Origin of the sequence: Moorella sp. E308F, assembly GCF_006538365.1 — a bacterium.
Taxonomy (GTDB): domain Bacteria; phylum Bacillota; class DSM-521; order Neomoorellales; family Neomoorellaceae; genus Neomoorella.
In genome coordinates this window covers 835999-848293 of sequence record NZ_BJKN01000002.1, presented here as the reverse complement: position 1 = coordinate 848293, position 12295 = coordinate 835999, and the positions used below count along the sequence as shown (strand labels likewise).

Here is a 12295-nt window from a genome sequence, read left to right as displayed (position 1 = left end):
GGGAGGATTCTGGTAGTATCTGTAGAATGGTTATATAAAGAAAAATGAATAACGGTGCAGGCATCAAGGGAAGCCGGTGCAAATCCGGCGCGGTCGCGCCACTGTAAGGGGGAGTGACCCCGCATCAGGCCACTGGACCGCTACTCAGTACGTTTTTGTAACGGGTTAACTTCTTTAGGCTGAGTGCGGGCTGGGAAGGCGTGGGGGAACGGTGAACCCGAGCCAGGAGACCTGGTGCTTGCCGAAGTAGCTGGTGCTCCCTACGCAGGATGGGGAAACGGCATAACCCCTGATTTCTTTGGAGCAGGGGTTTTAATTTTATCAGGGTAGGCGCCTGGCCCCGAGGGGCCGGCTTAAATGCTGCCAGCCGGCCCGGCAAGGAGCTTCCAACAAGGGACAACAACTGGATGTTCACGATGCGCCGGGAACGGTAGATGGACGGCCTATTCTAACCCACCCGGGGAGTATTGCAGGGAGGTGTTAGCATGAGGCCGTCTTTTTCATTTTTGCAAGCAGACAGGTGCTGGGTCTGGAGCACGTCGTAAAGGTGTGACACCCGTTAAGACCCTTTTGATTCTCTGGCTAAATTTTATGAAAGGCAAGGTGGCAGGAATGTCCTATAAGAGGTTCAACAGGCGTTTTATATCCCTGGCAACAACGGTTTGCCTTCTTTTCAGCTTTCTTGTACCTTTTGTTGTCCCGGACAAGGCTATGGCCGCGGATCAGGCCGTTGCCTATACTGCCCAAGAACTGGCCGCCAAAGCCATAAAATTTATTAACGACCGCTACCAGGCCGGGGAGAAGATTGACGGCTACACGGCCTACATACTTACCCTGGCGGGAGAAAATCTAGAAGATAAAGTAAAATGGACCAAGAATGAGGAAACGTTAAAAAGCAGCATCGAAAAACTGGCCGACTTACTTGGCAATAATAATAGTTTAATTACTTACATTATGGCGACCCAGAATGCCGACGGTAGCTTTGGCCCTTTGGCCAATGATTATGGCACCAAGGCACCGCTGCAGGCCCTGGCGCTGGTAAAACCTGATTTGCCGGTTAATGATCCTGTTTATAACCAGGTCCAGGACAGCATTAGCAAGGCAGTTTCTTATTTTAAAAATCGTTACCAGAATGGCAGTTTAACTTATGAGGTCAACGGTTGGAACTTTGATTATCGCTGCGTAGAAGCTCTGGTCAACGCCGGTGAAGACCTTTCTGGAGGCGGGTGGGTCTATAATGGTAAATCTTTGAAAAATGTCGTTATTGCCTCTGCCGAGGCTGCTGCCAGCAATCCCTCCGTACTGGATGCCGTCTATCTGGCGAAAGAATTAACCGCCCTTTATGCCGTAGATCCGACTTCAAGTTACATTAATATGCTAGCCGACGCCATTATTGCTAAACAAAAGACTACTAATGGAACGATTTATTTTGGCAACAGCATTTATGACGATGTTACAGTTTTAACCGCCCTTGGCAAAGCAGGCAGGCTTAGTGTCATTGACCAGGTGTATGCCTTGAACTACCTTAATGGGTTTAAACATGAACATAAAAACGCCTGGGGGCAGCCAGCCGGAGCGGCATGGAGCGGTTATACCGCGGAGGAACCGGATTTAACGGCCCAGGTGCTTACGGCCCTCAGCTACTTTGACGGGGCGAAGGTAGAAGGTAGCGACGTTTATAAAACCATCCAGGAGGGCCTGGCTTACCTTAAAGATATCCAGGACGTAGACACTGGCGCTATCCCGGCCCAGTGGGATAGTACCTTTTCTACGGCCGAAACCCTGATTGCCTTAAAATCTTTAGGTAAAACGTATAATGATTATGCCGGCAGCAGTTCTCCATGGGTGAAAAGATCAAGAACGAAAACTATAGCCCAATGCTTGTTGGCCTTAAATAGATGGGGTGATACAGTACGGGTAAATAAGCTGGCAAATCTTTTAAAGGAACGGCATTCTCCTAACGGTTTTGACAACAGCGTTTACAGCGACATGTGGGCCTATATTGCTCTGGGGGAAGCGGGCCAGATAACCTTAATCAATGATGTTTATGCCCACGATTACATCCTGGGCAAGCAAAGCGTGGCCGAGGCCACTTATGGCGCCTGGGGAGAGGCGGTGGGTAACACTTTTTACCCCGACTTTATGTCTACCGCCCAGGCGATCCGGGCCTTGACTTATCTGCCAGGTTATCAACAAAATGACCCGCAAATCCAGAGCGCCATCGATAAGGGCCTGGCCTATTTAAAGAAGTGGCTGCAGCCTGACGGCAGCGTGTATTATCGCACCGAGTCTTGGGCCGAAGATCCGGTAGTAGATACCACCGAAGTGATTATTACCCTGAAAAGGCTGGGACATGATCTTTTGAGCTGGCGAAGCCCTACGGGGTTATCGCCGGTATCCTACATGATGCTCAAAGCCTTGAACGATGATGGTAGCTTTGGTGCATATAGAAATGTTTTGGACGCCAGCGAGGCCCTTTATACTTATCTTATCCTGGCTGGAACAATCGACCCCAGAACTTCCCTGGGCCTTCTTGTTCAACCTGCTGCTGCCAGCCTCAATCTCAACGGCAAGCAGCAGTTTAAGGCCGTACTGGCTTATTTTGACGGCACGAGGAGCGACGTGACCAACGAGGCCGTCTGGTCGGTGGGCGATACCAGCATCGCTAGTGTTTCTGACAGCGACTACGGCCTGGTCACTGCCCTCAATACCGGCCAGACGGTGGTAAAGGCTATTTATAACGGCCTGACGGCGACGGCCATTCTCAATATTACCTTACCCACCTCATCCACTCCGGATCGTGATTACTGCATCGTCGACATTGCCGTAGTAGGCATGAACGGCGAGCTCCTTTATGGGCCCGGCTCGGTCATGGTGAGCAAAAACGGCAGGTGGGGCCTGACGGCCCTGGGAGCCCTGGACGCCACCGGTCTTTCCTACGTCGACGATAACGGCTTTGTTAAAAGCATCGCCGGCCAGGCCAACAGTGGTATGAACGGGTGGATGTACAAAGTCAACGGCAGCGTACCCATAGTGGGCGCTTCCCAGAAAGCGATCCAGGAGGGCGACCAGATCATCTGGTGGTACAGTACGGACTGGAGCTCTTCGGGACCAGTGTGGGAAAGTCTGGTAAAAAGCAGCACATCTGCCTCGACGGCTATGTCTGTACCGGCCGATCTAAAGGAGCAAAATAAAAAACTCCCAGTAGCCCTACAGGCCCCCCAAGTTGCCGTGGATGCATTAGCGAAAATTAACCAGTTGCTGGAATTAACAGAGGGTACCTTCCAGATCGCTCCTTTAAGCGAAGTTAAAAAAGCCGTGGTAGTCACTGGCGGCGAAAAAGCCATGAGCCGTGCTGAAATTGCCGCCCTGAGAAAAGAACTGGCCCAAAACCAAATTGATCTGGCCCAGAAGGTCACCGCTTCAGCGGGAGCAATCATAACTGATGCTAAAGAAGAAATAGCCCTGTCCATACCAGCCGAGGCATTACAAAACGATTTAGAGATTACCATTAAGAAGAATACTGTTGTTGCGAGCGCTGGAAATAACGGGGGTAATGCCGCCCAGGCTCCTCCGCCGGCAGGCTACCAGCAAATATCGGCAATTTACAATTTTGGACCCGACGGAACTACCTTCAACATACCGGTGACCTTAAACTTAAAAATTGCCTTGCCGCCCCTGGCCAAACCGGAAAACCTGGCCCTGGCCTGGTACGATAAGACAAAAGGCCAGTGGGTAGCTATACCGGCCGTGGTCGACATGTCTAAAGGCTTAATCTTGGCCCGGATAAACCACTTCTCCGACTATGCCGTGTTTGCAAAGGAAGCCAGGAAATCTTTTGAGGATGTAACTAATAATTCGTTTGCCTGGGCGAAGGATACCATTGAAACCCTGGCCGGGGCTGGCATTGTGGCTGGGGTGGACAGCAGCCGCTTCGAGCCGGGCCGGGCGGTGACCAGAGCGGAATTTGCCAGCCTCCTGGTCAAGGCCCTGGGCCTGGAGGTGAAAGAAGGGACGAAGAACCCCTTTAAGGACGTAAAAGGTGACGCCTGGTACGCCGGGGCAGTAACTGCCGCCGCCGGCAACGGCCTGGTCAAGGGCTATGAGGACGGCACCTTCCGCCCGGAAAAGACCATTACCCGCGAAGAAGTGGCGGTTATGCTGGTACGGGCCATGAACTTGCCTGAGGGCGAGGAGAAACTATCCTTTAAAGATAACGACAAAGTCTCTGCCTGGGCCAGAAAGAGCGTGGGTGCAGCTGCCGCCCACGGGCTGGTTAAAGGCTTTGAAGATGGGACTTTCCGGCCCGGAGAGGCGGCCAGCCGGGCAGAATGTGCAGTGATGGTCTACAGGATGCTAGTAGCAGAGTAGATAGAAAAGAATGATTAAAACGGTGGGGAGCGCCGGCGAGTCCAGCGGTGCTCCTCATCATTGCTAGAGATCTTACGGGCCCAGACAAGGTGGCCTTAACGGGACTGATAATACAGGCATAGCGAGGAATCGTAAATGCAAAAAAAATTTATTTACCTGGTAGCGGCCCTGATCGTCTTACTGGCCTTAATAGGGCCGGCAATCTCCAATTTCTATACCGGGCCACGCGGGGCTGATAATGTCCGGACACCACCCACCGGGGCTCCCTTACCAGCGGAGAATGCTGTTGCCGGCAGCGTTCCGGAAAGTGCCGGCAATCAAAAAGCGCCTGAGACCCTCAAGCCGCCGGAAAAAACGGCGGGGGAGAAGTCAGGTGACAGCGCTATAACCGGCGGGGGGAAAGCCTCGGGACCTGCCGGTACTCCCCAGGCGACACAGCTGGCGCAGAGTGCTGGCAGCCAGAGTGATGCCGGCAGCAGCGCCCCTCTACCAGCAGCTAAGAAAGACGGCAACAGCAGTTATAACCAGGATTCTCCTGCCGCCTCCGGGTGTCGGGTGGATATTGCCGTAGTTGGCATGAAAGGGCAACTCCTTTATGGTCCTGCTACGGTGACGGTTGCTAAAAACAACAAATGGGGGTTGACGGCCCTCGGGGCCCTGGATGCCAGCGGCCTGAAATACAGCATGAGCCCTGTATACGGCAATTTTGTCCTGGGTATAGCCGGGCAAGACAATAAAGGTATGGCCGGCTGGATGTATAAGGTTAACGAGGAGATCCCCATGGTGGCGGCCAGCGAGAAAGGGATTCGGTCAGGTGATAAGATTATCTGGTGGTATAGCGAAACCCTGAACAGTACCGGGCCCACCTGGGAAGAGTTGAAGGCGGCTTCACCTTGATTTATCAGGAAAGGGGTACACAGGCATGTTAAAACAGAGGATTTCAGATTTGGCACTGGCTTTTTTAATTTTATTCTTACTTATCGCTGGCGCCGCCACGCCAGCCTGGGCCCTTGCCGGGTTGGATAGCGCCGGAAAATCATTAAATAACGCTGCCGCTTATTTGTTAACAAGAGAGAAGGCCAGAGGTATTTTGTCTCCCTGGAGCTATATTGCCCTGGCGGCGTCAGGAAGGGATTTAAAAGGTACGCTGGCCGGCCAGGCCTGTGAAAAAATGCTGGCTGCTGCTACCGCATCCGGGGAAATGAATGATTATGCCACCCTGGTCCTGGCCGTTCTGGCTGCTGGAGGGAACCCCTATAATTACCAGGGCCAGAACCTTATAAAAAAGATCCAGGATGCCCAGCTCGCCAGTGGTAAGTTTGCTGACAATATAGCTCATGGCGGTGAACAGCTAGTTAATGCCCATATCTGGGCGGTATTGGCCCTGCATGCTGCCGGCGCTGATATTCCCGATAAGAGCAAGGCCCTAAGCTGGCTGGTGGCCAGGCAGCACGCCGACGGTTCCTTTTACTGGGACGCTACAGATAAAGAAACGTCCGATGTGGATTCTACCGGTATGGCGTTAATGGCCCTGGGGGCTTTAGGTGAAAAAAAAGATAGTCCGGTTGTCCAAAAGGCAGTGGCTTACCTGGCTAAGGCCCAAAAAGAAAATGGCGGTTTTGAGTCCTGGGGGGCGGAAAATCCAGAAAGCTCCTGCATGGTCATTGAAGGGCTGACTGCAGTTGGCATTGATCCACTTCAAGGCAATTTTAACAAAGCAGGAGGAAATATTTTAACTGCCCTCCTTCGCTTCCAGTTGCCTGACGGTTCCTTTGAACACATCACTGGGGCGGGAAGTAATGAAATGGCTACCAGTCAGGCCTTAATGGCCCTGGCCAGCCTCTATTTTGGTCAGCCGTTTTATGCTCGATTAGCCACGCCGCCTGCTGCTAACCGGTATAAAGCACGTTTTATTGTTGGCGACAGGAGCTATACAGTTGTGGCCGAGGGGAAAGAAGATGTAAAGGCGATGGATGCAGCCCCTTTCATTGACAACGATCGGACGTATGTACCCGTGCGTTACCTGGCTTATGCCCTGGACGTGCCTGGTGATGGTGTTAGCTGGGATGAGAAATCTTCTGCTGTTAAACTGAGCAAGGATGGCGTTACAGTAACCCTTGTTATTGGCGAAGAGACCGGCTACATCAATGGCCAGCCCAGGAGCATCGGCGTCGCTCCCCTGCTGCGAGAAGGTCGTACCTATCTCCCGGCCCGGTTTGTAGCGGAAGCCTTTGGCTACCAGGTAGACTGGGATGCAATTTCCCAAACGGTGAGCATAAAAAATTCAAACTAAACCACCTTTATGGCAACAGCCGATGCCGGCAATCGTCAGCTCCGCAAGGAACATCCAACGGGCGAAAAATAGTATTTCAGTTTCCGCAGGAGCACATTTTGGAGGGCTTCACTGAAGATGTTCAATCAATTTTTTTACCAGGACAAAGGTCTCTTTTTACAGAGCCTGCATCCGGCGGCAGCCCTGACTTACTTGGGCATTTTATTTGTGCTGGCCCTGGTGTTCACCAACCCCCTTTACCTGCTGGGGTTATTACTGGTCGTTGTCCTGGCCATTAGCGCTGCCCGGGGTCTTGCGGTCTGGGAAATTTATTTGCGGCTCAGCCTGGGCTTGCTGTTGCCGGTGATTATTGTCAACGCCCTGTTGACCCATGCCGGGAAGACGATAATCTGGTGGGGACCGCGCCTGCCGGTTTTCGGCCGCTTAACCGTCTCGTTGGAAGCCATTTGTTACGGAGCGGCTATGAGCGTGCGGCTTTTAGCCATCATCAGCATCTTTTGCCTCTATAATCTTATAGTTCACCCGGATAAAGTTTTAAGTTTGCTGGCACGCTTTGCCTCCAGATCGGCTCTGGTGCTGTCCCTGGCTACCAGATTGTTTCCGACCATGGTCAGGCAAATGGCAAACATCCAGGAAGTGCAAATGATAAGGGGCGTTGATTTTCATACTGGAACGTTAAAAGAAAGGCTGCACAGATATGCTGCTCTGATGAATATCCTGCTCCTCTCTTCCCTAGAAGATTCCCTGGAAATAGCCGAGGCTATGCAGGCGCGGGCCTTTGGCAGCGGCCGGCGCTCCTGTTACCGGCGGGATACCTGGCGGCCGCGGGACAGCCTTTGCCTTGGAGGGGCCCTCTTGGCTTTAGCAACGGCCGTTTATGGTCAGGCCAAAGGATTCAGCACCTTCATTTTTTACCCGCAGTTGGACTACTTGATTAAAGGCCCTATGACCATAATTATTTTAATCATTATCATTCTTTCTTTATCCGTTCCGATGGTATTGAGCTGGGGGTGGCAGCGTTGCCCTTATTTCAATGTGAAAATTTGACCTATTATTACCCGGATAGGGAAAAACCGGCCTTAAAAGGCATTGATTTAAGTATCGAGGAAGGGGAGTTTTTGCTTATAACCGGCGGTTCGGGATCGGGCAAGTCTTCTTTAGCGCGGGCGCTGGCCGGACTGATCCCGGACTTTTACGGCGGCAGGTTTGGGGGCAAGGTTTATTTTCAAGGGCGGGACATGGGCCAGATGGACCGGCGAAAACTGGCCCGGGAAGTAGGGATAGTCTTCCAGGATCCGGAAAAGCAGCTGGTTATGACCAGTGTCGAGGCCGAGATCGCTTTCGGCCTGGAAAACCTGGGCTTGCCCCAGGCAGAAATGTCCCGGCGGGTAGCCGAAGTCCTGAGCTTTCTGGATCTGGCAGAGGTAAGACAGGAATTTACCGCGCACCTTTCCGGCGGGCAGAAGCAAAAGCTGGCTCTGGCTGCCGTCCTGGCCATGCAGCCAAGAGCGCTGGTTTTAGACGAGCCTACCTCCCAGCTGGATCCAGTAGCGGCCGAGGAATTTTTTAATCTCATTAAACGGTTAAATGAGGAGATGGGCCTGACCATAATTTTAATCGAGCAGCGGCTGGAAAGGTGTTTCCACCTTGCTGATCGGGTAGTGCTCATGGAAGACGGCCAGGTCAAATATGAGGGTACACCGGAACAACTGGCCCGCTGGGCGGTAGCAAGGGAAATTCCTTTTATTCCTCCCGTGGCTCGTTTTTTTGCCCGGCTAGGTTTCCCCTCTGTTCCCGTTACCGTCAAGGAAGGACGCCGGTTACTGCGGTCCAACTTTAACTACCGGAAGTTTCCTCCTTTAAGGCCGGTAGTAAATGAAAATCCGGGAGAACCGGTTTTGACCATGAGCAGGGTATGGTTTACCTATCCCAACGGTAAAGAAGCCCTGCAGGACATCAGTTTGCAAATTGCCGGCGGTGAGCTGGTGGCTATCCTGGGTAATAACGGCGCCGGTAAATCCACCCTCCTGAAGACCATGGCCGGCTTGTTAAAACCGGGACGGGGCCGGGTGCTGGTAATGGGCCGCGACCTGAGTAACGAGTGCCGGCCCGGGGACGGCAGGATTGCCTACCTTTCCCAGAATCCCAATGATTATCTCTTCCAGGATACCGTGGAAGAGGAATTACTATTCACCTTAAAAAATTTCGGTCTAACCGATGACGGTGTGGTTGACGAACTCCTGAAGAAGCTCGGCTTACAGCGCTACCGGCGGGTAAACCCCCGCGATTTAAGCAGCGGCGAGCGCCAGCGGGTAGCCCTGGCCTCGATACTGGTGACCCGGCCCCGGCTTCTGGTACTGGACGAACCTACCCGGGGGATGGATTATCGTTTGAAAGACGAGCTGGGAGGAATGTTGACGGGCTTAAGCAGGGAGGGAGTAAGTGTGGTATTGGTGACCCACGATGTAGAATTTGCCGCCGCCTACGCCACGCGGGTGCTGCTGCTGTTTGCCGGCCGGATCGTAGCCGATGGATCTAAACACCAGGTCCTGGGCCAGTCGGTTTTTTATTCCACCCAGATTGGTAAAATGTGCCGCGGCTATGTTGACGGTGTCCTGACCCTGCAAGATGCCCTGGACAGGCTGGAACCCGTATGGCCTGCCAGGCAGGCAGTTCCAGAAGTAAGGTGAGGGATCCGGAGGGACCGCCGCCCGGCCCGTACCGGCGGGCCGGTTAGCGAGTACGGCTTTCCCATTGCATGGGATGTTCTTTGCGATTTTTTCCAGGCTGCCTGTGCCGCCTTATACGACCCGGCTGGCGTTTTGGGAGGTTATTACCTGTGGCTTTCTGGCGTAGAATGCTGTTGCCCCTTGCCCTGGTGTTTATCCTGGGCTTGTTGCTGGCCAGTATCAAGATAAACGCCCTTCTTTTGGGCCAGGGGTGGGGTTTGCTGGCTTCGGTAATAATTATTATGGCTCTGGTTTTGCTGTACTGGGGGTTTGAACAGGGACGGGTTTCTTCCCGGGAGGTAGCCGTAATCGCCATGCTGGGTACTATTGCCGCCGTTGGCCGGGTTCCTTTTGCTGCTTTGCCCAATATCCAGCCGGCCACCTTTATGGTAATCATTTCTGGCTTTGTCTTCGGACCGCGGGCCGGGTTTATGGTCGGTTCCACAGCGGCTCTGGTATCCAACTTTTTCCTGGGCCAGGGCCCGTGGACGCCCTGGCAGATGTTTGCCTGGGGGCTGGCCGGCACCTCGGCAGGGGTGATGGGGATTATCTTCCCCCGGGCGGGCAAAAAGGTTATGACGGTATTTAGCTTTCTGTGGGGATACCTTTTTGGCTGGATAATGAACCTGTGGACCTGGACGGGCTTTATTCATCCCCTGACCTGGCAATCCTTGGTGGCCACTTATGCTGCCAGTTTCTGGCTTGATACCTTTCATGCCGCAGGCAACGCTACCTTTTATCTGCTTTTTGGCTCCAGCTTCGTGAAAATACTGCAGCGCTATCGCCGCAAGCTGGAAGTAACTTTCTTACCGGGGAGGAAAGACTTATAACAAAAAGTTATACCACGTATACAGGGTATCGCGGTTAAAAAAAGAATATTATATGACAGCAGGAGAGTCCTGCCGGAAAATAACCCGGCTCTTCCAGCCGGGATAGGGAGCGTCAGGGATTAGCGCATGATTTACCTGAATAATGCCGCCACCTCCTGGCCCAAACCGGAAGTCGTCTACCAGACGGCTGATGCCAGGTTACGACAGTTGAGCGGCAGCGTTAACCGCGGGGGCAATAAAGGGGCCCTGGACGCCGGCCGGGTAGTGCTGGAAACGCGAGAATTGCTGGCAGCTCTTTTCGGCATCCGGGAGCCGGAACAGATAGTCTTCACGGTCAATGCTACCGCAGCCCTGAACCTGGCCCTCCAAGGACTGCTGGAATCCGGGGACCATGTCATTATCAGCAGCATGGAACATAATGCCGTGGTTCGGCCCTTATACGCCCTGAAAAACAAGGGAGTGGAATTTACCATCGTTAACTGTGCCGCCGACGGCACCCTGGACCCCCTGGCGGTGGAAAAAGCAATCCAGTCGCGTACCAGGCTGATCTGCCTCACCCATGCTTCCAATGTTACTGGCACCATTATGCCTATTCATGAAGTGGGAGAGATCGCCCGCCGCCACCACCTCCAGTACCTGGTAGATACGGCCCAGACGGCCGGGGAAATTTCCGTAGATGTAGAAACGGCCGGGATTACCCTGCTGGCCTTTACCGGCCATAAGGGATTAATGGGTCCTCCCGGTACCGGCGGTCTTTATATCCGCTACCCGGATACTATCAGGCCGCTCATCTATGGTGGTACGGGAAGCAGCTCGGAGTTGTTTACCCAGCCAGAAATAATGCCCGACAAATTTGAAAGCGGCACTATCAATGCCCCGGCCATTGCCGCCCTGGGGGCGGGGGTAAGATTTATCCAGGAAACCGGGTTAGAGAAGATCCGCCGGCATACCCGGGAGCTGACAGGCCAGCTTTTAGAGGGCTTGCAGCAAATCCCGGAAGTGACTGTCTACGGCCCTGCGGAGCCGGAAAGGCGGGTACCGGTGATATCAATCAATATCCGGGGTATCTCGGCAGGGGAGGCCAGCGCCTGGCTGGCGGATCATTATGAAATTGCAACTCGTTCAGGTCTCCACTGCGCCCCCCTGGCCCACCAGACCACCGGTACCCTAGCGACAGGTACCTTGCGGCTGAGCCCGGGGTACTTTAATACCTCGGCCGAAATCGAGACCACCCTGGCTGCCGTGCGGGAACTGGTAGGGGTGCTGCGGGATGCCTGACGAGCTGGTATTGCTGACCTTTCCTTCCACCCATTATGCCCTAAAGGCGGAAAAGACCGTCCAGGGTGCCGGACTTCAAGGGCGGCTCATACCAATGCCCCGGGAGCTGAGTTCCTTGTGCGGCCTGGCTCTGGAGCTGGAGCCGGAAATAAGCGTGCACGCTTTAGCCCTTCTTGAGGCAGCAGGCGTCAGGCTGGAAAAAAAGGTAAAGGTGCTCAAAGACCGCGGTCGCATCCGGGTAATAGAGGCAATTGAGAAATATGAAGCAGGCGATTTGCGGGAAAGAGAGGAAAGCGGGTCCTGAGTTGAACTCAGGACCTTTTAAATTTATACCATGAATTTATACCACCATGGTGTAGCTACACTTTTTCTAAGCCAAAATTTTACTTTCCCGGTTTAAAAGGCAGGGGTAACACTGGCCCGGCGGGCGGCATAGCCTGATATCAGAAAGTTGCCGGCCGGCAAGGGATTGCGTGGCAAGCAAAAATGTGGGTTAAGGAAGCCGGGCGATCAGTTATCAGGCTATGAAGAGGGGAGTGCCAATGAGTACGATCACTAGCCTCAGCAACCTCAGGCCGGGCAGTTCCGGCGAAGTAGTTTCCTTACAGGCCCGGGGCCTGGCCCGGCGCCGCCTCCTGGATCTCGGGCTGGTACCGGGCACAAGGGTGGTGGCCTTACGCCGCAGTCCCAGTGGTGACCCTACGGCCTTTTTTATCCGCGGGGCGACCATTGCCCTGCGGCGGGAAGAAGGCCGGGAGGTCCTGGTGCAGCAAGTGTAAGGCAGGAGGGTGGCC

Annotated in this window: 9 protein-coding genes and 1 riboswitch; all 9 genes read left to right on the top strand. The window is 53.7% G+C overall.

Annotation, left to right across the window (positions count from 1 at the left end; genetic code table 11):
• Window positions 1-66 precede the first annotated feature (66 nt).
• Window positions 67-233: riboswitch (cobalamin riboswitch) on the top strand.
• A gap of 379 nt (window positions 234-612) precedes the next feature.
• The 9 genes from E308F_RS10740 to E308F_RS10700 all read left to right on the top strand — a co-directional run bounded on the left by E308F_RS10740 (window position 613) and on the right by E308F_RS10700 (window position 12280).
• Window positions 613-4371 carry an S-layer homology domain-containing protein gene (locus E308F_RS10740; protein ID WP_172613902.1) on the top strand — a complete coding sequence of 1253 codons (3759 nt, stop codon included), beginning with the start codon at window positions 613-615 and terminating at the stop codon, window positions 4369-4371.
• 135 nt (window positions 4372-4506) lie between these two features.
• Window positions 4507-5268 carry a DUF4430 domain-containing protein gene (locus E308F_RS10735; RefSeq protein ID WP_141264892.1) on the top strand — a complete coding sequence of 254 codons (762 nt, stop codon included), beginning with the start codon at window positions 4507-4509 and terminating at the stop codon, window positions 5266-5268.
• A gap of 25 nt (window positions 5269-5293) precedes the next feature.
• Window positions 5294-6664, top strand: coding sequence for a stalk domain-containing protein (locus tag E308F_RS10730; protein WP_141264891.1), 1371 nt, complete (start codon window positions 5294-5296; stop codon window positions 6662-6664).
• 117 nt (window positions 6665-6781) lie between these two features.
• Window positions 6782-7711: an energy-coupling factor transporter transmembrane component T gene (locus tag E308F_RS10725; RefSeq protein ID WP_141264890.1), complete on the top strand. Its 930-nt coding sequence runs from the start codon at window positions 6782-6784 to the stop codon at window positions 7709-7711.
• Window positions 7684-9354 (top strand): ABC transporter ATP-binding protein, encoded by a 1671-nt coding sequence (locus E308F_RS10720; protein ID WP_141264889.1) that lies wholly within the window; start codon window positions 7684-7686, stop codon window positions 9352-9354. Before E308F_RS10725 ends, E308F_RS10720 begins: the two co-directional genes overlap by 28 nt.
• Window positions 9355-9521: 167 nt before the next feature.
• Complete coding sequence (locus E308F_RS10715; RefSeq protein ID WP_172613725.1) at window positions 9522-10223, top strand: ECF transporter S component; 702 nt, start codon at window positions 9522-9524, stop codon at window positions 10221-10223.
• 126 nt (window positions 10224-10349) lie between these two features.
• Window positions 10350-11501, top strand: coding sequence for an aminotransferase class V-fold PLP-dependent enzyme (locus tag E308F_RS10710; RefSeq protein WP_141264887.1), 1152 nt, complete (start codon window positions 10350-10352; stop codon window positions 11499-11501).
• Window positions 11494-11805 (top strand): DUF3343 domain-containing protein, encoded by a 312-nt coding sequence (locus tag E308F_RS10705; protein WP_141264886.1) that lies wholly within the window; start codon window positions 11494-11496, stop codon window positions 11803-11805. The genes E308F_RS10710 and E308F_RS10705 overlap by 8 nt, the downstream gene beginning before the upstream one ends.
• 238 nt (window positions 11806-12043) lie before the next feature.
• Window positions 12044-12280: a FeoA family protein gene (locus E308F_RS10700; RefSeq protein WP_172613598.1), complete on the top strand. Its 237-nt coding sequence runs from the start codon at window positions 12044-12046 to the stop codon at window positions 12278-12280.
• Window positions 12281-12295 lie beyond the last annotated feature (15 nt).

What these genes read in the sequence shown, in the direction of transcription:
- E308F_RS10740 (WP_172613902.1), top strand. Translation starts at nt 613, where the DNA reads ATGTCCTATAAGAGGTTCAACAGGCGTTTTATATCCCTGGCAACAACG.
- E308F_RS10735 (WP_141264892.1), top strand. Translation starts at nt 4,507, where the DNA reads ATGCAAAAAAAATTTATTTACCTGGTAGCGGCCCTGATCGTCTTACTG.
- E308F_RS10730 (WP_141264891.1), top strand. Translation starts at nt 5,294, where the DNA reads ATGTTAAAACAGAGGATTTCAGATTTGGCACTGGCTTTTTTAATTTTA.
- E308F_RS10725 (WP_141264890.1), top strand. Translation starts at nt 6,782, where the DNA reads ATGTTCAATCAATTTTTTTACCAGGACAAAGGTCTCTTTTTACAGAGC.
- E308F_RS10715 (WP_172613725.1), top strand. Translation starts at nt 9,522, where the DNA reads ATGCTGTTGCCCCTTGCCCTGGTGTTTATCCTGGGCTTGTTGCTGGCC.
- E308F_RS10710 (WP_141264887.1), top strand. Translation starts at nt 10,350, where the DNA reads ATGATTTACCTGAATAATGCCGCCACCTCCTGGCCCAAACCGGAAGTC.
- E308F_RS10705 (WP_141264886.1), top strand. Translation starts at nt 11,494, where the DNA reads ATGCCTGACGAGCTGGTATTGCTGACCTTTCCTTCCACCCATTATGCC.
- E308F_RS10700 (WP_172613598.1), top strand. Translation starts at nt 12,044, where the DNA reads ATGAGTACGATCACTAGCCTCAGCAACCTCAGGCCGGGCAGTTCCGGC.